At 65.8% G+C, this 22,286-nt stretch carries 25 protein-coding genes and 2 pseudogenes; 6 read left to right on the forward strand and 21 right to left on the reverse strand.

Annotated elements, in window-relative coordinates; all coding sequences use genetic code 11:
• Positions 1-6: 6 nt before the first annotated feature.
• Positions 7-801, forward strand: a complete 795-nt coding sequence (locus tag VNJ47_09795) for a YiiX/YebB-like N1pC/P60 family cysteine hydrolase (GenBank protein ID HXG29122.1) — start codon at positions 7-9, stop codon at positions 799-801.
• On the opposite strand, the gene VNJ47_09800 is transcribed toward VNJ47_09795, so the two are convergent.
• From VNJ47_09800 to VNJ47_09815, 4 genes are read right to left on the reverse strand one after another with little or no spacing between them, the layout of a single operon-like run.
• Positions 792-1,019, reverse strand: coding sequence for a zf-HC2 domain-containing protein (locus VNJ47_09800; GenBank protein HXG29123.1), 228 nt, complete (start codon positions 1,017-1,019; stop codon positions 792-794). The two genes, VNJ47_09795 and VNJ47_09800, sit on opposite strands and share 10 nt — an antisense overlap.
• Entirely contained in the window at positions 1,013-1,642 is a 630-nt protein-coding gene (locus VNJ47_09805; GenBank protein ID HXG29124.1) for an RNA polymerase factor sigma-70, read from the reverse strand. Before VNJ47_09805 ends, VNJ47_09800 begins: the two co-directional genes overlap by 7 nt.
• A complete protein-coding gene (locus tag VNJ47_09810; protein ID HXG29125.1) occupies positions 1,639-1,839 on the reverse strand; it encodes a hypothetical protein in 201 nt (66 codons plus the stop codon). Before VNJ47_09810 ends, VNJ47_09805 begins: the two co-directional genes overlap by 4 nt.
• 21 nt (positions 1,840-1,860) lie before the next feature.
• Complete coding sequence (locus VNJ47_09815; GenBank protein ID HXG29126.1) at positions 1,861-2,055, reverse strand: hypothetical protein; 195 nt, start codon at positions 2,053-2,055, stop codon at positions 1,861-1,863.
• Positions 2,056-2,258: 203 nt separating this feature from the next.
• Between VNJ47_09815 and VNJ47_09820 the strand changes: the two genes are divergently transcribed.
• Positions 2,259-2,705 carry a hypothetical protein gene (locus tag VNJ47_09820; protein HXG29127.1) on the forward strand — a complete coding sequence of 149 codons (447 nt, stop codon included), beginning with the start codon at positions 2,259-2,261 and terminating at the stop codon, positions 2,703-2,705.
• Positions 2,706-2,862: 157 nt separating this feature from the next.
• On the opposite strand, the gene VNJ47_09825 is transcribed toward VNJ47_09820, so the two are convergent.
• The 4 genes from VNJ47_09825 to VNJ47_09840 are packed head-to-tail and all read right to left on the reverse strand — an operon-like array spanning position 2,863 to position 4,902.
• Positions 2,863-3,426 (reverse strand): VOC family protein, encoded by a 564-nt coding sequence (locus VNJ47_09825; protein HXG29128.1) that lies wholly within the window; start codon positions 3,424-3,426, stop codon positions 2,863-2,865.
• Complete coding sequence (locus tag VNJ47_09830; protein HXG29129.1) at positions 3,423-3,866, reverse strand: SRPBCC family protein; 444 nt, start codon at positions 3,864-3,866, stop codon at positions 3,423-3,425. Before VNJ47_09830 ends, VNJ47_09825 begins: the two co-directional genes overlap by 4 nt.
• 5 nt (positions 3,867-3,871) lie before the next feature.
• The gene (locus tag VNJ47_09835) at positions 3,872-4,510 is read right to left on the reverse strand and encodes a TetR/AcrR family transcriptional regulator (protein HXG29130.1); all 639 of its coding nucleotides are present in this window, start codon (positions 4,508-4,510) and stop codon (positions 3,872-3,874) included.
• The gene (locus tag VNJ47_09840; GenBank protein HXG29131.1) at positions 4,507-4,902 is read right to left on the reverse strand and encodes a GFA family protein; all 396 of its coding nucleotides are present in this window, start codon (positions 4,900-4,902) and stop codon (positions 4,507-4,509) included. The genes VNJ47_09835 and VNJ47_09840 overlap by 4 nt, the downstream gene beginning before the upstream one ends.
• Before the next feature lie 96 nt (positions 4,903-4,998).
• Here VNJ47_09840 and VNJ47_09845 point away from each other — a divergent pair, with 96 nt between their 5' ends.
• The 3 genes and pseudogenes from VNJ47_09845 to VNJ47_09855 all read left to right on the forward strand — a co-directional run bounded on the left by VNJ47_09845 (position 4,999) and on the right by VNJ47_09855 (position 6,169).
• Positions 4,999-5,169 carry a hypothetical protein gene (locus tag VNJ47_09845; GenBank protein HXG29132.1) on the forward strand — a complete coding sequence of 57 codons (171 nt, stop codon included), beginning with the start codon at positions 4,999-5,001 and terminating at the stop codon, positions 5,167-5,169.
• Positions 5,170-5,204: 35 nt separating this feature from the next.
• Positions 5,205-5,571, forward strand: a pseudogene (locus VNJ47_09850) (transposase).
• Positions 5,572-6,002: 431 nt separating this feature from the next.
• Positions 6,003-6,169 (forward strand): annotated as a pseudogene (locus VNJ47_09855) (ISL3 family transposase).
• 12 nt (positions 6,170-6,181) lie between these two features.
• Here VNJ47_09855 and VNJ47_09860 read toward each other — a convergent pair.
• From VNJ47_09860 to VNJ47_09885, 6 genes are all read right to left on the reverse strand, one after another.
• Positions 6,182-6,295, reverse strand: a complete 114-nt coding sequence (locus tag VNJ47_09860; GenBank protein ID HXG29133.1) for a 3-hydroxyacyl-CoA dehydrogenase NAD-binding domain-containing protein — start codon at positions 6,293-6,295, stop codon at positions 6,182-6,184.
• Between the two features lie 29 nt (positions 6,296-6,324).
• A complete protein-coding gene (locus VNJ47_09865) occupies positions 6,325-7,509 on the reverse strand; it encodes an acetyl-CoA C-acyltransferase family protein (GenBank protein ID HXG29134.1) in 1,185 nt (394 codons plus the stop codon).
• Positions 7,510-7,538: 29 nt separating this feature from the next.
• On the reverse strand, positions 7,539-9,569 hold the full coding sequence (locus tag VNJ47_09870) for an acetoacetate--CoA ligase (protein ID HXG29135.1): 2,031 nt from the start codon (positions 9,567-9,569) through the stop codon (positions 7,539-7,541).
• On the reverse strand, positions 9,570-10,427 hold the full coding sequence (locus VNJ47_09875; protein HXG29136.1) for a hypothetical protein: 858 nt from the start codon (positions 10,425-10,427) through the stop codon (positions 9,570-9,572).
• Between the two features lie 117 nt (positions 10,428-10,544).
• Entirely contained in the window at positions 10,545-10,772 is a 228-nt protein-coding gene (locus VNJ47_09880; GenBank protein HXG29137.1) for a hypothetical protein, read from the reverse strand.
• Positions 10,773-10,783: 11 nt separating this feature from the next.
• Complete coding sequence (locus VNJ47_09885; GenBank protein ID HXG29138.1) at positions 10,784-11,122, reverse strand: hypothetical protein; 339 nt, start codon at positions 11,120-11,122, stop codon at positions 10,784-10,786.
• Between the two features lie 337 nt (positions 11,123-11,459).
• Here VNJ47_09885 and VNJ47_09890 point away from each other — a divergent pair, with 337 nt between their 5' ends.
• Positions 11,460-14,306 carry a LuxR C-terminal-related transcriptional regulator gene (locus tag VNJ47_09890; protein ID HXG29139.1) on the forward strand — a complete coding sequence of 949 codons (2,847 nt, stop codon included), beginning with the start codon at positions 11,460-11,462 and terminating at the stop codon, positions 14,304-14,306.
• A gap of 180 nt (positions 14,307-14,486) precedes the next feature.
• On the opposite strand, the gene VNJ47_09895 is transcribed toward VNJ47_09890, so the two are convergent.
• The 7 genes from VNJ47_09895 to VNJ47_09925 all read right to left on the reverse strand — a co-directional run bounded on the left by VNJ47_09895 (position 14,487) and on the right by VNJ47_09925 (position 22,279).
• Positions 14,487-14,951: a hypothetical protein gene (locus VNJ47_09895; protein HXG29140.1), complete on the reverse strand. Its 465-nt coding sequence runs from the start codon at positions 14,949-14,951 to the stop codon at positions 14,487-14,489.
• On the reverse strand, positions 14,948-15,427 hold the full coding sequence (locus VNJ47_09900) for a M48 family metalloprotease (protein ID HXG29141.1): 480 nt from the start codon (positions 15,425-15,427) through the stop codon (positions 14,948-14,950). The genes VNJ47_09895 and VNJ47_09900 overlap by 4 nt, the downstream gene beginning before the upstream one ends.
• 262 nt (positions 15,428-15,689) lie before the next feature.
• Positions 15,690-16,772, reverse strand: a complete 1,083-nt coding sequence (locus tag VNJ47_09905) for an NAD(P)-dependent alcohol dehydrogenase (GenBank protein ID HXG29142.1) — start codon at positions 16,770-16,772, stop codon at positions 15,690-15,692.
• Between the two features lie 52 nt (positions 16,773-16,824).
• On the reverse strand, positions 16,825-17,253 hold the full coding sequence (locus VNJ47_09910; protein ID HXG29143.1) for a MerC domain-containing protein: 429 nt from the start codon (positions 17,251-17,253) through the stop codon (positions 16,825-16,827).
• Between the two features lie 71 nt (positions 17,254-17,324).
• Positions 17,325-19,601 carry a hydantoinase B/oxoprolinase family protein gene (locus VNJ47_09915; GenBank protein ID HXG29144.1) on the reverse strand — a complete coding sequence of 759 codons (2,277 nt, stop codon included), beginning with the start codon at positions 19,599-19,601 and terminating at the stop codon, positions 17,325-17,327.
• A gap of 110 nt (positions 19,602-19,711) precedes the next feature.
• Positions 19,712-21,856 carry a hydantoinase/oxoprolinase family protein gene (locus VNJ47_09920; GenBank protein ID HXG29145.1) on the reverse strand — a complete coding sequence of 715 codons (2,145 nt, stop codon included), beginning with the start codon at positions 21,854-21,856 and terminating at the stop codon, positions 19,712-19,714.
• A gap of 21 nt (positions 21,857-21,877) precedes the next feature.
• Entirely contained in the window at positions 21,878-22,279 is a 402-nt protein-coding gene (locus tag VNJ47_09925; GenBank protein HXG29146.1) for an acetone carboxylase subunit gamma, read from the reverse strand.
• Between the last annotated feature and the right edge of the window lie 7 nt (positions 22,280-22,286).

Here is a 22,286-nt window from a genome sequence, read left to right on the forward strand (position 1 = left end):
TGTGCCATGAACGCAGGCCTGCACCGTGTCGGTCGCTGGCTCGCTCGGTATCTCGCACGGCCCGTGCATGTGCATGGCACGGCACCGCCGGTACCGCCCGAGCGCCTGTTGGCCTGTCTGCAACCGGGGGACGTGCTGCTGGTGGAAGGCAACAGCCGCGTCAGCACGGCGATCAAGTACCTGACCCAGTCCACCTGGTCGCACGCCGCGCTCTTTGTGGGCTTTGCCCCGTTGACCGCGGTGGGGCGCGATCCCTCGCATTGCTTCGTCGAGGCCGACATCGTCGATGGCGTACGCAGCGTTGGGGTGGATGCGTTTGCGGGCTTGCACACCCGCATCTGCCGTCCGGTGGGCTTGCGTGAGGCCGATCGTGAGCGGCTCATCGCCTACGTGATCGCCCGCCTGGGCCACCAGTACGATTTGCGCAATGTGATCGATCTGGCGCGTTACCTGCTGCCGACCCCACCCGTGCCAACCCGCTGGCGGCGACGCCTGCTGGCCCTGGGCAGCGGCGAGCCCACGCGCGCCATCTGCTCCACGCTGATCGCGCAGGCTTTCCAGTCCATCCGCTATCCCATTCTGCCCATCATTGAGCAACGACAAACGGAAGCGGCAGACTGCCCTGGATGCCTGGAAGAAATCCTGCACGTGCGCCACCACAGCCTGTTTACACCGCGCGACTTTGACGTGTCCCCCTATTTCGAGGTGGTCAAACCCACCTTGGCCGCTGGCTTCGATTACACCGCCTTGCATTGGGGCGAGTCACCGACCCCACCCGCCATGCAGCCACGTCAGTCCTGACCGGCATCCTCATCCCCGGCAAACGGGCTCTCGGCACGCTCGTTCTCACCGCGGGCATAAGCGCGTGTAATGCGTCTGAGTGCGTGCATCTGCGCATGGAAGTTGCGGCAGCCCGAGCACATCATCACGTGCATCTTGAGCGGAAGCTTTTCCCTGAGCGTCAGCTTCCGCTCCTGCGCCTCGGACATCAAGCGGGTGGCCTCGACACAGTTCAACATGGTTTGCCCTCCAGAAACCAACGGTTTTCCAGGCACTCGCGCAATCTCAGGCGGGCCCGGTGCAGCATGACGTTCAGATTGTTCACGGTGATGCCGACACTGGCGCAAATCTGCGGTGATTCCAGTTCGAGAAATTCCCGCATCATGAACACCTGCGCCTGTCGAGCCGGGAGCTGAGTCAGACAGGCTTCGAACACCCGCCAGAACTGCGCATCGTGCAGCGCGCCTTCCGGGTCCGCCCAGCGCTGCGGCCGTTCATCGGCGTGCCAGAAGCCGCGCCGGTCGAACAATTCGGAAAAGTCCTCGTCATCCTGTGCCGCCTGCAGCAGGCTGCTGGCATCCACCAGGCGCTGTCTTTGGCGCAGCTCGTCGGCGATCTTGTTCTTGAGGATCGTAAACACCCAGGTCTTGAAGGCTGAGCGTCCGCCGAACGAAGCGGCGTTTTTCATCGCGCCAATCAGCGCCTCTTGCACGGCATCTTCGGCCGCGTGCGGATCCGATAGTTGCAGCGTGGCGAACTTGAGCATCTGCCGACGCAAGTCCTCCAGGAACGCGCCCTCCAAGGGAGATACGCCTGACTCGGCTGCGGGTGTCGTCACGCTGGGCGACGCCTCATGGTTCATCGTCTTGTTCCCTCCTCAATCCACACCTCGGCCCCCGATGCCTGCCGTCTCAAGGCATGGCGTGCCACCAACGCCAGTTCCACTCCCGCCGCACCGGCGCCGACCACCACCAGCCGAAATCGCCGCGTGCACCGCGCCGCTTCGATCACCTCGGGCCAGGCGGCGAACAAGCGCTCCAGCGGCTTGACCGGCAGCAAGCGCACACCGGCCAGTTCCAGTCAAACGGTGTCGGTGTCACTGCCGACATCCAGTGACAGCAGATCGTATTCCAGATGCCGCTCGTCGGGCAGGAGCACACAGCGCCGATCAGCATCCATGGCGGCCACGCGGCCCTCGACGAGACGTACGCGGGCTTCGGCACACAAAGGGCGCAGCTCAATGCGGCATTGCTCCGCCCGGTGAAGACGTTTCATGATCTCGACTCGCTACCGCGACGGGCGAGTTGGCGGCGTGCCGGTGCGATGACCACGCGCTGGCATGGAATGAACCCCATCATACGAGCGCTCCCGTTTGGGGTGACCAATGTCTATTGGTCGATGCGACGGGCCCGTTTCTTACAGGTCGGTATGGACGACCTGTAAGAACCTCGCCACGGCCCGCGACCAAGGTTGACATCATGAACATCATGAACTGGAAACGTCTTTCCCTCACCGCGGCGACGATCTTCGTGATCGGTTTGGCGTGGAACGGCCTCATTCATGGCCTCGTGCTGCGCGATGCGAACGAGGCTCTGGACGGCGTGGCGCGCCCGCTGGCGCAGCGCCCGTTGGCGCTCGGCCTCGCGCTCACCGTAGGCATCGCCGTTTTGTTCGCTTACTCGTACGCAGCCTTCGTGCGCACGCCCGGGGTCAAACGCGCGCTCGGCCACGGCGTCTTCTTCGCGCTGCTGACGGGACTTCTCGTCGATCTGAACCAGTACGTTCTCTATCCGATCCCGGCGTCGCTGGCCGCGGCCTGGTTCGTCTTCGGGCTGATCGAGTTCTGCCTTTACGGCGTGGTTGCGTGCTGGCTCTACCCGTTTCCCGCGACGATCGATGGGACACGAGGTTCTGGTGCGTCGTGAGCGCCAACTCGCTCCGACACGGAAGCGTGTCGAACAGGGCTATCCGTGTCGTGACTGAGCACCGCAACGCGCTGCCTGCGACCGCGCGGCGTTTGCACGATAGCGTGCTCCGCGGCACCAGCTGTCCTGGAATAGCCAACCATTCACCGTAGGATTCTCACCCACGAGAATGCGGCGCATCGGGGCCAAGGTTGCTGAAGCGAAGCACTGAGTGGCGATCTAACTTGGTCATGCCAAGGATCGCCACGTTCATCCGCTCGGCGGCGGCACGGTCGGGGCCTTCGTCGATGGCCAGCACGAACTCCGGGACGATCTGCCAGGACACGCCGAAGCGGTCCTTGACCCAGCCGCAGGGCTGCACCTGGCCCCCTTCGGACAGGGCTTCGTGTAAGCGATCGATTTGCGCCTGGGTGTCACAGTTCACGTAAAGCGAGAAGCTCTCGTGGAACTTGCCGAAATAGCCGCCGCCGTTGAGCGCCAGGAGTTCCATGCCGTTGAGCTGGAAGCGAATGGTCTTGACCGCACCGGCCGGCCCCGGCAGTTGCTCGCTCGGCAGGCCGTGTAGCTGCTTCACGGTGTCGATCTCGGCCTGCGAGAACGTGCTGCGCGCCAACTCCCCCGCCTGGCCGAACACGGCGCGGAAGAGCTCGATATAGGTGCGGACCGCCTGTTCGGTCTGCTCGGCGTTGGCAAAGGCCAGACAGGGAAGGAGGGGCTTCATGAGGGAATCTCCGCCTCCACCAGGCGGGTGAGCAGATCGAAGGACTGCTGCCAGCCCAAGCGGCAGGCCTCGGCCGGGATGGCATCGGGCAGCCCGGCCTGCTCCACCGTCAACTCGGTGCCGACGGACACGGCGCGCAGGGTGTAGGTGGTGAGCATTTCACCGGGCAGCTGGTCATCCTCAAAGCGGTCGGTGGCGACGAGCCTCTCGTTCGGCACGATCTCGCGATAGCTGCCCCCGAAGCTGTGGCGCTGGCCGTTACCCAGGTTGATGAAGCTCATGCGGTAGTGGCCGCCCACGCGCAGGTCGCACTCGTGCACCTCGGCCACGAAGCCGTCGGGCGGGTTCCATTTGACGATGGCGGCCGGTTCGGTCAGCGCGCGCCAGAGGCGCTCGGCCGGGGCGCGAAACACGCGAACTTGGGTCAGGGTGTAGGGCATGGCGCTCATCTCCTCTTGCGCTGGGTGGATGGAAGGGGAAGCAGCGCCTGCACGTAGCGCTTCAGATGCGCGATCGCGTCGAGCGCGGCCTGCGGGTTGTTCATGGCTTTTGCGAGCACGAAGCCGCCTTGCAGCACGGCCTGGGTGTGGCGCGCCAGGCTCTCGGCGCTCCACTCGGCATCCGGGGCGTACTTCGCCTTGGCCGCTTCGATCGTCGGCACGAGGGTTTGCGCATGCGCCTCGATGCCGGCGCCGCAGGCGGCTTGCAGCGCTGGGTGGCTGGCGAAGGTCTCCTGCACCAAGGTGCCGAGCAGGCAGGTGAACTCGGGCATCGCCCCGCGCACCAGCTCGGCGCGGAAGTCGAGATAGGCGAGCAGGCGCTCGCGCGGATCCTCGACCCGCCAGTACGGGGCGGTGGCGAACAGCGTGCCGGTGGTGTCGTTCCAGTGCGCGATCGCGGCCAGCGCGGCCGCTTCCTTGCTGTCGAAGTGGTGGAAGAAGCTGCCCTTGGTGACGCCGGCGGCCGCGCACAGATCGTCCACCGTCGTCGCGGTGTAGCCCTTGGTGCGGAACACGCCGAGCGCAGCCTCCAAGATACGCTGACGCGACTCCTGCCCGCGGGCGGTGGGGGCGGCCTGGCTCATAGGTGGGCCGTCACCGCAGGTGCCGCGTCCCAGCGGTCGTGCGCGCCGTCCACGTAGGTCACCGGCAGCGCGGCCAGGCGCTCGGGCGCCAGCCCCTCGAGGCAGGCGACGTTGATCGCCACACCCTGCCCATCGGTGGTCTGACCGAAGGGCTTGACGCCGCAACGGGTGCAGAAGCGGTGTCGGATGCGGCCCGCACCGAAGCGGTAGTCGGCGAGATGCTCTTCGCCCTGCAGCAAACGGAACTGCGCTGTCGGCACGAAAGCCAGCCAGAAGCGGGTCTTGGCGCAGATAGAGCAGTTGCAGCGCACCGTGCCGGCCTCGAGATCGGCCTCGACTTCGAAACGCACGGCGCCGCAGTGGCAGCTGCCGGTGTAGGCATCCAGGGCCATGGTGGTTGCATACCGATTGGTTGGTTTTTTTGATGCTAAACCGACTAATAGGTATGGTCAAGACGGCCGACTGATGTTCGGGATCGCAACGGCACCTTGGCGCGCAGTGAGACCGGCCTCACCGGCAACACCTGGACCTGGACGGTGGCCGAGGCCGCCGCGGACGCCGGTGCCGCGGGCGATCGCGTGACCCTCGAGATCAGCGCCGTGCGCGATGGGCTGGAGAGCTGGCAGGCGCAGGCGCGCAGCGTCGACCGTGCCGGCTGATCGCTTGACTCTTGGCCTTCAAGGTCGAGTTGGCGCTCCTGGAGAGCACGGGGATTTACTAGAAGAGTGTCTTTGCACATCTGGAAGCGGCGGGCATCTTGGCCTGGGTGGTCAATGCCCACCTCGTCAAGCACGTGCCGGGGCGCAAGACCGACATCGCTGATTCCGAATGGCTGGCCCAGTTGGGGCGCTTCGGCCTGGTGCGCGGCAGCTTCATCCCGCCCAAGGATTTGCGGGAGTTGCGCCTGGTATCGCGCTACCGGAAGAAACTGTCCGGGGTGCTGGCTGGGGAGAAGAACCGGATGCACAAGCTCCTCGATGATGCCGGCATCAAGCGGTGGGGTCGTTTCGGATATCAACGGCGTCTCGGCCAAGCGGATGATCGAAGGTCTCATTGCCGGGCAATCCCCGGCAGAATTGGCCACCCCACAGCCCTGGCAACAAATCCTTGCCTACGCTAACCTCATATCCAGCCATCGCTTCTCTCCTTCGGTTGATCAACGTCTCGATAACGTCATCGTACCGAACCGAAGCGGTGGCTACTCGCCATCCGATTTACAGCAGTTTATAGACTCAATCCTGCGTTCAGGCCGGCGCTCAGCAGACGACCGTTCGTCCGAAAGACGGCGAGGATGATTTCGGTCAGCAACTCAGCTGCCTGTGTTCGCATGGGTCGACCGAGAAGAAGAAATTGACAACCAGTTTCCATTGGCAGCAACTAGTTGCCAATATCGGCATCCAAGGCCGAGACGCTGATCCCCTACGCCCGCAACCCGCGCACGCACTCCGACGCCCAGGTGACCAAAATCGCAGCCAGCATTGTCGAGTTCGACTGGACCCGCATCCGCCAGACCAACGGCTTCCTGGAGGCCTTCAACGCCTCTTCTAGGCCACCAAGCGCAAGGCCCGCGGCTATGCGGGCTTCTCCACCATCCGCGCCGTCGTCTTCCTCCTTGCCGGCAAGCTGGACTTCGGAAAAGTCAATCAGCATGACGCTTGACCCACTCGCCTTTCAAAAGAGCCCCTCGGAGACATCGACCAGCATCACATCCAGCCCGGTCAGCGCGCACGCTTGCGCGATGCCGCAGCCCATCGTCCCGGCGCCGATCACGCCGATCTTCTGCATGCTCATCGCCTCCACCCGCGCAATCGCGATCAGACTCGCTCGAAGACTGCAGCGATGCCCTGCCCGCCGCCGATGCACATGGTTACCAACGCGTAGCGCTCCCCAGTGCGCAGCAGCTCATGAATCGCCTTGACGGTATTGATGGCGCCGGTGGCGCCCAAAGGATGGCCGAGGGAGATGCCGGAGCCGTTCGGGTTCACCTTCGCCGGATCCAGCCCCAGCTCGCGCGTCACAGCGCAAGCCTGGGCGGCGAAGGCCTCGTTGGACTCGATGACGTCCAGATCGTCCACGCTGAGCCCCGCGCGCTGCAAGGCCAAGCGCGTGGCCGGCACCGGGCCGATGCCCATGTACGCCGGCTCGACGCCGGCGTGGCCCCAGGACACCAGGCGCGCCAGCGGCCGCAGCCCCAGCGCGCTAGCGCGCCGTGCCTCCATCAGCACCACGGCGGCCGCACCGTCGTTGATGCCGGAGGCGTTGCCCGCCGTCACCCGACCGTCCTTCTTGAATACCGGATTCATCTTCGCCAGCTGTTCGGCCGTCACGTCCGCGCGGACGTGCTCATCGGTATCGAACAGAACCGGCCCCTTGCGCGTGGGAACCTCCACCGGCACGATCTGCTCCCTGAAGCGCCCTTCGGCGATCGCCCGGGCGGCCCGGCGCTGGCTTTCCAGTGCCAGTTCGTCCTGCATGGCGCGCGTGATGCCATGGCGTTCCGCGACATTCTCCGCGGTGATGCCCATGTGAATCTTGTGCCACGGATCATGGAGGGCGCTCGCCATGTAGTCGACCATCTCGGCCGTGCCCATGCGTGCGCCCCAGCGTGCGGCGGGCAGCAGATAGGGACTGCGGCTCATGGACTCGGCGCCGCCGCCGACGGCGACATCAGTCTCCCCCAGAAGGATCGCCTGGGCGGCGCAGAGGATCGCCTGCAGGCCCGATCCGCAAAGGCGATTGACGTTGTAGGCGGATACCGGGTTGGGTATGCCGGCGTCGAGGGCCGCGACGCGGCTCAGGTAGGCATCGTTCGGCTCGGTGGGGATGACGTTGCCGAGGACGACCTGGCCCACCTCGGCCGCATCGATGCCGGAACGTTCGAGCGCCGCCCGCACCACGGTAGTGGCGAGGCCGGTCAGCGGCACGTCCTTGAGTGATCCGCCGAAGCTGCCGATCGCCGTGCGGGCGGCGCCCACCAGCAGGACTTCCCGTTGCGACATTTTCCTTGCTCCTGTCTTGTTGGAAACGGTTACCGGCGCCCGGGCGCTTCGTAGTCCGGGCACTCCCGCGCGAAGCGGACGAAATACTCCAGGGCCTGCGGATTGCGCATGGCATCCCGGTTGGCCGCCTTCTCCGCCGGCCAGCCCATGAGGATCTTGCGCACCGGGACTTCCATCTTCTTGCCGGTCAGCGTGTAGGGAATGGCGTCCACCGCATAGAAGCTGTCGGGCACGTGGCGCGGCGAGCAGTCGCTGCGCAAGCGTGACTCGATCCGTCTTCGCAACGCCTCGTCCATCACCACGCCGTCCCTGAGGACGAGGAACATGGGCATGAAGAACTTTCCGTCCTCCAGGTCGCAGCAGACGATCAGGCTGTCCACGACACCCTCGACCTGCTCCACGACGCGATAGATCTCCGCGGTGCCGATGCGCACGCCGTAGCGGTTGAGGGTCGAATCCGAGCGGCCGTAGATGTGGCAGCCGCCGCGCGCGTTGATCTTGAGAAAGTCGCCGTGGCGCCAGACGCCGGGGAAGTGGTCGAAGTAGGACTCGCGGTAGCGGGCGTTTTCCGCATCACCCCAGAAGTACACCGGCATGGAGGGAATCGGATTGGTGCAGACCAGCTCGCCGATCTCGTCGATGAGCGGTTTGCCGGCATCGTTCCAGGCTTGGATGTCCTTGCCCAGCATGCGGCACTGGATCTCGCCGGCGTAGACCGGAAGCGTCGGCGAGGAGCCGACGAAGCCGCCGGCAATGTCGGTGCCGCCGCTGACGGAAGCGATCCACAGGTCATCCTTCACGTCGCGATAGAACCAGGCGAAGGTTTCAGGCGTGGCGGGCGATCCGGTCAGCATCACGGTGTCGAGCCTGGTCAGGTCGAAAGTCTCTTTGGGTCGGAGTCCAGCTTTCTGCATCATCTGCACATAGGTCGGGCTGGCGCCGAACAGGGTGACTTCCTGCTCGGCGGCCATCTTCCACAGCAGGTCCGGTTGCGGCTGGGAGGGATGGCCGTCGTAGAGCACGATGGAGGCGCCGGTCACCAGCGCCGCCACGGTGATGTTCCACATGATCCAGCCGGTGGTGGTGTAGAAGAACATGCGCTTGCCGGGCCCCAGGTCGGAATGCAGGCGCAGCAGCACGCAGGCCTCCAGCAGCGCGCCCACGTGGCCATGGACGATGGGCTTGGGCAGCCCGGTGGTGCCGGACGAGTAGACGATCCACAGCGGATGATCGGGGGGCACGCGAGCGAAGGAAAATTCCTCCGGCCCGGGATCCGTCCCCGCCATCACCTCGGACCAGCGCTGCGCCCCCGCGATCGGCGCCGCGGCCGTGGGATTCAGGTAGGGCAGCCAAATGACGTGCTCCACGCCGGGCAGCGAGGCGACAATGCGGCGCACCTCGTCGCTGCGGTCGAAGTCCTTGCCGCCGAAGCGGTAACCGTCCGCCGCAAACACCAGCTTCGGCTCGATCTGGGCGAAGCGGTCCAGCACCGTCTGCACGCCGAACTCGGGCGCCGCCGACGACCATACCGCACCCACGGCAGCCGTCGCCAGAAAGGCGATGACGGTCTCGATGACATTGGGCATGTAGGACACCACCCGATCGCCGGGACCGATGCCGAGTTCGCGCAGCCGGCTCGCCATGATTCGGACCGCGGCGCGCAGCGCCTCCCGCGAAGTGCCTGCCGCCTCGCGCAGCTCCGAGAGATGGACGATCGCCGTCTCGTCCGCGGCGCCCGGCCGCAGCAGGTGCTCCGCATAGTTGATCGTGGCGCCTTCGAACCACGTCGCACCGGGCATCGCGGACGACGACAGCACGCTGCAAAAGGGCGTGTCAGACATGACGTCGAAGTACCGCCAGCAATCGCCCCAGAATTCCTCCAGATGGTCCACCGACCAGCGGCGCAGGGTTTCGTAGTCGCCGTCGAAGCGGAGCCCGCGCTCGCGCTCGACCCAGCGCATGAAGTGCATCATGGCGGAGCCTGCCACCCGCTCCGGCGAGGGTGTCCACAGCAAATCCCCTTCCTTGACCGGCGGCAACTCGTTCACTCGCGTCGGCATTCAGGCCATCTCCGTAAGGCGTTGCAGCACCGTTTCCGGCACCGCAGCGGCGGGCACCACCGCGTAATGGAAGCAGCCGGCGCCGGGCGCCGGGGGGCGCGTCCCCATCCAGAAGTCGGGGCCGAGCATGATGCCGCCCGCCATGCCCTCCGGCAGGGTCGGCGCGATGTGGAAATCTACGCCGCCCGCGCTCACCGGCTCCTGCGGGCTGGCATCGAGCAGCCCCACTTCCCAACGGTAGTGGTGCGCCTTGTTGATGACCGGGTCGTACCAGGAAAGCTCCTGCGCGCTGGCGGGCGCCTGGCCGGGCGATTCGACGAGCACCACTGCATCGAGGCCGCAGTCTGCAAATGCCCGCAGGAAGTCGGCGACATACACCGCCGCCGCGCCGATCTCGTCGCCGTTGCCGGCGACCTCCGCCGCCAGGGCCTGGCCGCGGGCCGCCCGGTAGGCGAGCGCAAGCCAGCGCCGCGGCGACGGCACCATCAGCGCCAGCGGCCGATCGGCATTGGCCGCGCGCAGCGGTTCCAGCAGCCGGGCGACCGCCTCGCGCAGGGCCGGCTCCTCCAGCAGGCGCCGCAACGGATAGCCCGTCCTGGATTTGGCCCTCATCGCGTCCACCAGGGCGGGATTCGCGGCGAGCAGTGCGTCGGCAATGGGCTCCACCGGCAGGTGAACCACACCGGATTTCAGCAGCGCCTGGGCCCTGCCGTGGAAAGCCGAGAAGCGCGCCTGATCGAGCCACGGAACGCTGCCGTTCTCCAGCAGCGTCGCCGCGTAGTCGTAGAAGTCCAGCCACAGCGCAGGCCGGGCGTTCATTGTGAAATCCTGAATCGTGGTTCCCATGTTCTCTTTCACTCCTTCAACTCCCCAGCCGCTGCAGTGCCGACGGCGTGAGGTAGTCCTCATACACGCCCGGGTCATTGACCTTCATGGCGTGCCCGCCCGCCACTTCCCAAACCTGCTCGATACGCGTCATGCGCTTGGTCTGCCGTTGAAGGCATGCACCGTGGTCCATGACCAATAGGCGTTTCGTCCATCACGAACCCGACCGCGGCCGTCGTCATAGACGGCATAGGCGCTGGCGACCGATTCCGTTCGCATGAAGGCGGCCCAGGGGGAGGACAGCAGTCCGGCGCCGGCGATCCGGCGTAGCGATCGCCGCAGGAATGCGCGACGGCTGCGCGAGAGGACGCTTTCCATCTCGCCTCTCGTCACGCAGCAGCGACGCATTCCGCGCTGACCTGCCGTGCCGCCTCCTCCCGGGTATAAAAGCGTCCGTCGCGCACGAAGCCCGAGGTGACGGAAGCCTTGATCGCCGCCACGCGACCGGCGGCGTCGCGCGCCACCACGAGCTCGTCGGGCAGGCCATCCAGCAGATGACAGGGCGCCTGTCGCCCGTCCGCGAAGCGGGAGAGGTAGACGATGTCGGTCTGGGTGTCGTGGAACGCGGGTTGGAAACCATGGCTGCGGTTCTCGGCGCTGACGCCGCCGCTGCCGCGGAAGGTTCGGGTTTCCTGTTCCAGCACCTGCCCGGTCATGACTCGATTCATCTGCTTGCTCCGCTCACTGCCATCCTACGTTGCTTCTGTCTGAACTCTACTTTTCCTTGGGAAGGGGTTTCACCACTCGCGCGGGTAGAAGGGGCGCAACCGATGGGGGGACAGTCGGGTAGTGGCGCCGGGCGGCAGGACTTTGGAAACATTTGGGCATAAACTACAAACGTGATCCGCGCCACGGTGCTGCAACGCAGCAGCATCGATCCCCCGATGTGTGGCGAGGATGCTCCGGCCTTCAGGCCGGAGTGACTCACAAGACAAACGATATTGGAGACAGACAAGCCAATGCTGCGCCGCTTTTCCCAAAACGGGCAGCGCTCGGGGACCCGCCATGACCAAATCCGTACCCAAGCAACTGCGCCCGGTGCCCGCGACAGATAATCCACCCACCCAGAGCGCCACCCCAGTCCGCCAGAAGCTCTTCGTCACCACCAAACTGCGCCCGCCCACCAACAAGGCGAACCTGATCGAGCGCCCGCGGCTGATGGAGATCCTCGGCCACACCCTGTCGCGCAAGCTGGCGTTGATCCACGCGCCTGCCGGCTTCGGCAAGACGACGCTAGCCGCGCAGTGGCACGACCGGCTTCACGCCACGGGCATCACGGTCGCCTGGCTGGCCATCGATGCCGCCGATAACGACCTGGAGCGTTTCCTCGCCTACGTCGTCGAGGCGATCCGCGCCGCCGAGCCGGACATCGGCGCGGGCCTCACGGAGGTGATCGAGTCCAATCCCGGCAACGCCGCCGAGTTCGTGCTGGGGGACCTCATCAACGAGTTCGAGCTCTATGACAAGGAGTTCGTACTGTTCCTCGACGACTGGCACCTGATCCATGAGCCCAAGATCCACCAGGCCCTGGAGCTGTTCCTCTCGCGCGTGCCGCCCAATTTCCACTTGGTGGTGACCAGCCGCAGCCGGGCCGGCATTCCTCTGGCGCGCCTGCGGGTGCAGAACGAGTTGGTGGAGATCAATGCCGCGGACCTGCGCTTCGACTACACGGAATCGAGCACCTTCCTCTCGGACGCGAAGGCGCTGCAGCTGGGCGCCGAGGACCTGGAGGTCCTGTGGCGCAGCACCGAGGGCTGGGTCGCCGCGCTGCAGCTCGCCTCGATCTCCCTGCGCAGCGCCGGCGACCGGGATCGCATCCTGCGCTGGGTGGCGGGCACGCCCCACGATATCGGCGAATATCTCGCCGAGAACGTGCTGGACAGCCTGCCGAAGGACCTCGTCGACTTCATGCTCAAGACGAGCATCCTCGGACGGCTCTCCGGCGAGCTCTGCCGCGCCGTCACCGGCGAGGCGGCCAGCGCCCAGTTCCTGGATGCGCTGGAGCGGCAGGAGCTGTTCCTGCTGCCGCTCGATGAGGAGCGGCAGTGGTTCCGCTACCACCACCTGTTCGCCCGCTTCCTGCAGCGCCGGCTGGAAAGGGAGCACCCCGGCCTGATGCCCAAGCTGCATCTCGCCGCCTCCGACTGGTTCGCCGCCCACGGCCAGACGGCGGAGGCGCTGGCCCACGCCCTGGCGGCAGATGAGGTGGAGCGGGCCATCGCCCTGGTGGAGAAGGACGCCATGGCACTGATGCAGAACAGCTACATGTCCACCCTGCTCGGCCTGGTGGCGCAGCTGCCCCAGGCCCGGCTGTTCGACCGGCCCATCCTGCAGACCGCCGTCGCCTGGGCCCACTGCCTCACCCACCACCCGCACGAATCCGAGGAGGCGCTGGCCCACGTGATCCGCGTGGCGTCGACGCAACCCCCGCAGACGCAGAAGCTGCTCCTCGGCGAGGCCAACGTCATCCGCGCCTGCAACGGCGTCTATGCTGACCGCATCGACGACGTGGAGACCATGGTGAGGCCCTGCCTCAACGAAAGCGCCATCTATTCGCCCTGGGTCGTCGGCGTGGCGGCCAACATCCTGACCTACCGCCACATCCACACCTACCAGTTCGACAAGGTGGCACCGCTGCAGACCTGGGCACGCGACTACCAGGACCGCGCCCAGGGGCTGTTCAGCGGCGTCTATGGCCGCTGCTTCTCCGGCATCGCCGCCTGCTGGGCCGGCGACCTGGCGCTGGGCAAGAAGCACTTTCTCGACGCGCTGGTGCTGGCCCGGGACACCGCCGGCCGGCAATCCCACGCCGCCCGGCTCGCCGGCGCCCTGCTCGGGCAACTGAAGTACGAAGCCAACGAGCTGGAGGAGACAGAGCAGCTCCTGCAGGAAAGCCGCATCCTGGGATTCGAGGGCGGCGTGGTGGACTTCTATCTGGCGACCTTCATCTCCACCTGCCGGCTTATGGTGCAGAAGGGCGACTACGCCGAGGCCAGCGCTATCCTGCAGGAGGGCGAGGATACGGCCCGGCATCTGCGCCTCGACCGCCTGGCCATGGCGGTGGCCGGCGAGCGCGTGCGGCTCAGCCTACTGGTCGGAGACATCCGTGGGGCGGAACGTACCCTAGCCGACTTCGACGGGCGTTTCGCCGGCGCGGAGCCCCCCGTCGCCGGCATCGCTGCCCAGATCTGGGACTACCGGGAGATGGCCCGGGCGCGGCTGCTGTGCGAACAGGGATATCCGGAACAGGCGGTGACCATCCTGCGCACCCAGTCGCGCCGCGCCCAGGACAGCGGGCGCAAGTACCATGAGGTCGCCATCAATGTCCTGCTGGCCATTGCCCTGGATGTGGCCGGCCAGGGGGCGGACGCGGAGGAGACGCTGGCGCGCACCGTCGCCGACGCGGTCCCGCGCGGCATCATCCGCACCTTCCTCGACGAGGGACCGCGCGTGGTGGTGATCCTGGAACGCCTGCGCGAGAAGGCGCGCCGCCATCAGGCGGCCGCCGGCGGGCTGCCGGAGTTCGGCGCCTCGGCCAATCTGCTGGTCACCACCAGCCGCCACCCGGACCGCGGACTGCCCTTGCTCGTCGCCTCGCGAGCACCCGCAACTTCAACGGAATACGGCGCCCGCACCCGCGCCCCGTTCGACGACAGCCTGAAACGGCGCGAGATCGACATCATCCGCTTCCTCGACCAGGGCCGTTCCAACAAGGAAATCGCCCGCGCGCTGGGCATCAGCGTCGATACGGTGAAGTGGTACCTGAAGGCGATCTTCTGCAAGCTGGGCGTGGCCCGTCGCGGCCAGGCCATCGCCGAGGCGCGGCGGTTGCGGTTGCTGGATGAGCCGTGAGGCAGGGGCGGATCGGGTTCCCGAGAAGGCCTCTCCTTGCATTTTGAGCGGCGTCCTGCGCCGCAGCCGCCTACCCGCCAACGTCAATCGACCGGATGATCCTCGCCACGTCCTCCAGGTGTTTCCCATAATAGTGCTCGCGCGTGCCCAGGTACATGATCAGCTGCAGCCGCTGCGCGATCACTGCGCCCGCAACGAGCCCCGCCCTTCGAGCCCGTCGCGGTACAGGAAATCGGGTTCGAAGCGAAAACCGGGCAGCCGGCCGAAGTCGGCGGGCCGCAGGTTGTGCGCCTGCAGCTGCGTGTATCCGGCGTGTGCCAGGCTGTCGAGCGTGAACTCCATGATTTCGTGCGGGGTCATTTCCGGGCTGAACAGCGGCCGCTGCCTCTGGTCCCTCGCGGCCGCCTCCAGCGGCGCGCCCTTGCGGATCCCTTTGATGAAGTAAAGCGCTTGCAACGCGGGACCGTCAGCGGTCCAGGTCTCGATGTTGCCGCGCCGGAACCGGCTCCACGCAATTTGCGGATCCACGGTGTATGGATCGCCCAGTCCGACGCGCCCGGGTTTCGTCCCGTTCGGGGCGGCGCACCCCGCCGACAAAGCGAGAACCATGAGCGCTGCGGCATGCCGAGGCATCGCGGTCGTCATGGGGAGCGCTCCAGATAGCTGCGCACCATCGCCCGGTCCTCGGCATCGGGCTCGAGCTCCAGGTAGCGCCCCAGGAGCCGCCGCGCCTCCTGCCTTTCACCGGATTTCAAGGCCAGCAGGCCGAGGGCGCGGTAGGCTTCGGCAGAAACGTCGGCGTACGGCAGCGCTTTGCGGTATGCCGCCTTGGCCTGCTCGTCGTCCCCCGGCTTGCCGCGAAGGCGGTAGAGCTCTTCCTGATCCCTTTCCCGCAGCAGCGCCTGCCAGAGCTTGGCCGCCTCGCGCGCGTCGTAGCCCGCCGCGGTGGCAAGATCGAAACCAATCTCGTCCGCCTCCCGCTCGGCATCCCGAGAGAACTTAAGATGCTGCCAAGGGTGGCGAGCTGCGCGACGTCCTGGACATAGCCCGGCGCGCCGGCCATGCCACTCAACAGGCCGAAGTACGTGGACAGATCGGATTTGCGCCGTACGTCGCGCCACGCCTGGAGGGTGTGCCGGCGCAGGTAGTCGCCCAGCTCGTGTCCGAGCACGTAGGCCAGCTGCGCCTCGTTCTCGGCGCGGCAGCAAACCGCTCCAGACCTGCATGACCCCGTTGGGCGCCATGGAGGCGTTGAACTCGGAAACGCGCATGAGGTAGACGGGCACGTCGCTGCAGCGCGGCCCGGCGAGATGGCCGTCTTCCGGAATTCGGATTAAGGAATGCTCACCTTAACCATGGGATATTCATTTCCAATATAGCCGCTCAAGGCAAGATGGCGACCTTGATGACGCCATCGCGCTGGTTGCCGAACACCTCATACGCCTTTTCAATATCGTCCAGTCTGAAGCGATGGGTGATCAGTGGCGTCATGTCGACCCGCCCCGACTGCACAACATTGATCATGCGGCGCATGCGCTCCTTTCCGCCCGGGCACAGCGTCGTGATGATCTTGTGGTCGCCGACACCGGCCGCGAAGGCGTCCACCGGAATCACGAGGTTGCCGGAATAAACACCGAGGCTGGACAATGTGCCGCCCGGACGCAGCACCCGCAGAGCGTTCTCAAAGGTGACCTGGGTGCCCAGCGCCTCGATGGCAACATCGACCCCTCGACCATCGGTCAGGCTTGCGATTTCCGCGACCGGATCGACCTCCTTGTAATTCACCACGATGTCGGCCCCCATGCGCTTTGCCATTTCCATGCGGGACGGCACCGAATCTACCGCGATGATGGTCGTAGCCCCTTTCAGCTTGGCCCCTGCAATGGCGCACAGGCCGACCGGACCGCAGGCGAAGACGGCCACCGTGTCGCCGATGCCGACCTTCGCCCGCTCGGAGGCTGAGAAGCCGGTCGACATGATGTCCGGGCACATGAGCACCTGCTCGTCGGTCAGGCCGTCCGGAATCGGCGCCAGGTTGACCATGGCGTTGGGCACCAGGAGATATTCAGCCTGTGAGCCATCCATGCTGTTGCCGAACTGCCAGCCGCCCGCCACCTTCAAGCCATGCTTCGCATGGCCGCCGTCCTGCGCACCGCAACCACAAAGCGAGCCATAACCGTAGCCGCTGGGCGTGAGTGCCGGCACGACTACCCGCTGCCCTTCCGTGTAGTCTTTGACACAGGAGCCGAGTTTTTCGATGACACCGATGGGCTCATGGCCAAAGACCACGCCTTCCTTTTCCACCGGCAGCTCACCCTTGAGGATATGGACGTCGGTGCCGCAGATCGTCGTCATGGTGATGCGGACGAGAGCGTCCAGCGGCCCCACCTCGGGGATGGGAATCTCGTCGAGAACCAGGCGACCCTTTCCAACAAAGCGTGCTGCTTTCATTCTCTTCGGAAACATCTGTTCTCCCCCGATGCATTAGCGAAAGCAAGCCGGCCGGAAAGCCGGCCGTTCATGCCGGCCGGGCCTCACAGGCACGGCCGGTACTGCATTCCGGACAACGTAGGCAAAAGCTCCGATTGAGGAGATGGCCGATGACCAAGCACAGGCTGCCGGCCACCGTCACCGGCATCTCCCACTCCTCGCCGAACATCGCATGAGCGACGAAGGCGGCGAACCCGATCTGCGCCACGCCGCCGACGATCAGCAGCAGCGGCGCCAATCGGCGATGCAGGCAATAGCCCGGCAAGGCGGCCAGTGCAGCAGGGATGACCAGCCCGATGGCCAGAATCTGGTGAGTCGCCTCGCTGCCCGGCAGTACGGATGCGAAGGCCGGCAGCGCCGCAATCAGGAAAGGCAGGCCGAGGCAGTGGAGCAGACAGACCAACGATGCGGAAATGCCTATGGCATCCCATTCGACACGTACAGTGTTGGCGTTCATGGTGTTTTCTCAGCCGACAAAGGGATCAATACCGGCCATGGGCAGCGCCCCATGGCCGGGCATGCACGGCCTCAGGCCCCCGCCATTTCCTTCCTGAGCGCTTCCAGCTGCGCTTCCAGGGCGGCGATACGACGATCCTTGGGATTGGAGATCCTCACCCCGCGCAGCTCGCTGGCCTTCATGACCACCCGTTCGCCCCCGGGCGGCGTCGCATAGATCTCGCTGTCGTTGCCCCAACTGCCGAAGTAGGGCAATTCCTTCGGCGGCTCGTCCTTCACCCACTGGGCGACAAAAGTGTCGTAGGGAATACCGCGGGCCTTGCGCGCCTGGCGTTCGGCATCGCGGGCGGCGCGGGTGGCATCCTCGTCCACCGCCAGGGTCTGGGGATCGAACACCACCTTGTAGATGCGGCTCGCCAGCTCGGGCGAGACCAGCTTCTCCTCCACATCCTTCATGACCAAGGCGGGCGAGCGCTCCAGCACGTCGCCGTAGCCGCCGCCAGCGCCCTGGCAGATCATGTAAATCTCGCCCTCGTGGCATTGCTCGAAGTTCATGCCGGCGTCCTGCATGATGTATTTGGCGCCGGGGATGGCCTGCTCGTTCATCAGCTCCACCATGCTGAACTTGAACAGTTCCGGCTGGCTCTTCAGGATGTCGAAGATGTTGATGCCCTTGATCTTGGCCAGCGGGTAGGCGGGGCAGCCGTAGCCACCGAACAGCCCGTAGGCCGACGGATGCTTGCCGCCGCACTGGCCGGTCATGAAGCCGAAGTTGTCGGTGCCCTTGACGGTGGAGACCTGCTCGTAGCCCATGCCGCCGCGGTACTTGCCCCAGCCCACCCGGTCCTTCGCCAGCTCCTGCGCCACCAGGCGCACGTAGGGCAGCTCCTCCTCCGCCACCTCGAACTCGCCGGTGTCGGACATGTAGCCGAATACCGGCGACAGCGAATGCTCGCCGTCCATGTTCTCGCGCGCCCCACCGCCGTTGCCATTGATGTCGGCGCAGAAGTTGCCAGTCACCTCCAGGTGCTGGGTCAGGCCACCATAGACGAAAGTCGCCGGCTGGTTGTAGTGGTTGGCGTTGATGGCGGTGTAGCGCTTGGGCAGGCAGTAGGCGAACTTCGCCAGCACCATGCCGGGCGTGGACAGCGCGCGGAAGATGGGGATCAGGCTCATGGCGTTGGGCGCATCGACGGATGCGTCGATGAGCGAGTTGCGGTCGGTGAGCACCTCGATGGGGCTCAGCACGCCCTGGTTGGCCGGCAGATCGGGCCACACGTAGAGCACCAGGTTGGTCAGCAGGCAGGCCTTGACCGAGGCCAGCGCCGAGTTGATGGAGCGGTTCGACAGCTCGGGGCTGGCGCCGCGCAGATCCCAAATCATCCGGTCGCCCTTGACGGTGATGGCCAGCGGGAACTTCGCCAGGATGTGCTCGCGCAGGTCGCCGTCGATCCAGGTGTTGATGCGGCAGGTGCCGTCCGGCAGCTCGGCGACACGGCGCCGCACTTCCGCCTCCGTATCCTCGAGAGTCTTGCGCAGGGTGGCGATGAGGTAGTCCTTGCCGAACTCCTCGATGATGGCCAGCACCCGCTCGCGCAGGCGCAGCACGGCGTGCAGCTTCACCTTCATGTCGGCCAGCTGCAGCTTGGGATCGCGCACCGAGTTCTGCAGGAAGTTGACCAGGTCGCGCTTGAGCTCGAAGTTCTCCACCACCTTGAAGGGGCACATCTTCAGCCCCTCGTCGAACTTCGACTCGGCGATGGACGGCATACCGCCGGGTTCGATGGCGCCGTTCTCGCCCTCGTGGATGGTGGATCCCAGCCAGCACACCAGCTCCCCCTTGTAGAACAGCGGGATGAGCATGCTCTGGTCGGTGTTGTGGATGTTGCCGTAGCGGGAGTCGTTGTGGATGAAGCCGTCGCCCTCGCGCACGCCCACCGTCGGATCGTTCTTCCAGTACTTGAGGATGAACTTCACCGGATAGTGGCAGACAGCGGCGAAGGGCACGATGCCGTGGGGTCCCACCTGGGAAAGATCGCCCGAGGCGGTGAATACGGCGGACACCAGATCACCCCATTTGGCGCCGGGAGCCACGCCCATCTGCTCCACCATGTTGAAGGTCTCCTGCAGGGCGGAGCTCAAGCGATCGCGCACCAGGCTGATGCGATGGAGATCGAGCTCGCCGCTGCTCAGCAGCCGTTCCTCGGCCGGCGAGCGGGGCGAGATGCTGTGGTTGCGCATGATTTCGTCGTCGGGCGCGTAGAACAGCTGGTTCTCGATGAGGAATTGATTGACCAGCTCCTGGTCGGCGACGGAGAGTTTGCCGGCATTTCCGTTTGAGAGATCCATTGTCTTGCTCCTTGAGATTCTTCGTGTCCCGCGATTCCGTCGTTCCCGCGGAAGCGGGAACCCAGGGTTCTGCGTACGCTTCTGGATTCCCGCTTCCGCGGGAATGACGGTCACTCAGCGCTTCGTCCCTGACTGCGCTCGAACCACACCGCCCCGTAGTTAGAGGCATGGAAGGTCCATCCCGGCTCCACCAGGTAGGTCGTCGCCCGCGTCGTCACCACCGCCGGCCCTTCGATGAACGATCCGGGCTCGAGCGCCGCCTCGTCGTATACCCGCGTCATCAGCGGCCCGTCGTGGCCGACGTAGTGGCAGAGGCGCTCGCCGACGCTGTCCGCCGTCACCTTCCGCTCCAGCGGCTTGATGTTCTTGAAGTCCACCTTGTCCAGCGGCACATAGCTCGTCACCCGGATGGTGTTGATGCGCACGCCCGACTCCGTGGCCTGGCTGCCCTCGCCGAAGCGCTCGCCGTAACGCTGGTGAAACTGCCGGATCAGCGTCAGCACGTCGTGGGCCGAGTTGATGCGCCTGAGGTCGGTGGCGACCGCCGTTTCCACGCGCTGATTGCCGTAGCGCATGTCGAACTCGAGCCGGTGGGCGACGTTCTTCGGATCGACGCCCTGCCGCACCAGGTCCTCCCTGCCCCGCCGCTCCAGGTCCTCGATGGTGGAGTTGAGGCGTTCGTAGTCGTTGAGCAGCGCCTTCAGACCGGTGTGGAACAGCACCGTGTAGGTGGATTTCTCGTGGATGTGCAGCTGGTCCACGTTGCCGGCGCCCAGCGCGGAGAAGACCGAGCTGAAGGGCGGCGCCAGCACCTTGGAGACGCCCAGGGCGTTGGCGATGCCGCAGCAGTGCAGTGGGCCGTTGCCGCCGTAGGCGAGGATGGTGAAGTCCTCGGGCGCATAGCCGCGGGAGCGCAGCTCGGTGGCGATGCCGTTGGCCATGTTGTGGTCCACCGTCTCCTTGATGATCTTGGCGATGCCGATGACATCCATGTCGAGATCGTCGCCGAGGGTCTCCTCGATGGCGAAGCGGGAACGCGCGGGATTGAGCCTGATGCGGCCGTTGGCGTAGTTTTCCGGGTCCAGGTAGCCGAGCAGCAGGTCCGCGTCGGTGACGGTGGCGCGCATGCCGCCCTGGTCGTAGCAGGCCGGGCCGGGGTCCGAGCCGGCGCTCTCGGGCCCGATCTTCACCGCGCCGTAGAGACGATCGTAGCTGGCGATGGAGCCGCCGCCCGCACCCAGGGTGACCAGATGCACCATGGGCACGCTCACCAGCCAGCGGTCGATCACCGGGTGGAAGTCGTAGTGCTTCTCCCCGCCGGCGGTGACGATGCCGATGTCGAAGCTGGTGCCGCCCATGTCGGTGGCCACCACGTTGCCCAGCTCCCCCTCCTCGGCCAGCAGCTCCGAGGCGGCGATGCCGGCCACCGGGCCCGAATGCACGGTCTGCAGGGCGTCGGTGGAGTTGAGCTGGGCCAGCCCGCCGGAGTTGTGGTTGATCAGCATCGGCCGGGTGTAGCCGTTGGCGCGCAGGTTCAGCTCCAGCGAGGAGAGGCCGTGGTACATGACGTTGTGCAGGAAGCCGTCCACGATGGTGGAGGTGGCACGGGTGTACTCCCCCTTGCGTCCGGCCACCTGGTGGGACAGCAGCATGGGGATGGCGCCCAGCAGATAGTCGGGATACTCCTCGCGGAAGATGGACTGGACGGCCAGCTCGTGCTCGGGATTGACGACGCTGTTGGCCAGCATCACCACGATCGTCTCCGCCCCTTGGTCCACCAATTCCCACAGCGCCTCCCTCACCCCCGCCTGATCGAGGGCCAGCAGCACCTCGCCGTTGTAGCCGATGCGCTCACGCACCGTGCGGATCATGGGGATGGGCACCAGCGGCTCGGGACGCCGGGCGCGCGGCAGATCGCGCTGCAGGGAGAAAGGCAGCCCTTCGCCGTAGCCGCGCCCGCGCGAGATGGGCACGATGCTGCCGTAGCCCGCGGTGCATAGCAGGCCGATGCGCGGTCCCTTGCGCTCGATCAGGGCATTGGTGCCCAGCGTCGTCGAGTAGCGCACCGATTCGGCATTGGCGAGCAGCTCCGGCACATCGATGCCCAGCTCGCCGCAGGCCACGTCCAGGGCGTCGTTGAAGCCCAGGGCCAGATTGTGATGGGTCGTCAGCGCCTTCGCCTGCACATATTTGCCGTTGTGGGAGACGAAGCAGTCGGTGAAGGTGCCGCCGATGTCTACCGAGATCCTGTTCATTTGCGCGCCTCGTGTATCTGCTCAGTGCCCATGGCAGTGCTTGGGCCGGGCATGCACCGGAATCTCGGCCGGCGAAGTTGCGCCGCCCCAGCTCTGCGCCTTCTCGCGCAGGGATTCCAGATCCAGCTCGATGTCGCGGGCCGGCGGATGGCCCGGCACCAGGTATTCCGTCTCGATCATGGTGCCGCAGTGGGGGCAGTAGTACTCCAGCAGCGCGGTATAGGCGGGATCCGGCGCGAAGGTGTATTCGTATTTCTCCGGATCGATCAAGGGCGGATGAATCTCCTGCGGGTCGCGGTCATGGACCAGCAGCCCGCGCTTGTAGTTGTCCCGCGCCGGGATCAGCTCGTGCTGGCAGGCACGGCAGAACCACATCTCGGTCTCGAGATCGATGCCCAGGTATTCCGTGATGTTGACCTTCATGTTCAAT

Source organism: Nevskiales bacterium (assembly GCA_035574475.1).
GTDB lineage: Bacteria > Pseudomonadota > Gammaproteobacteria > Nevskiales > DATLYR01 > DATLYR01.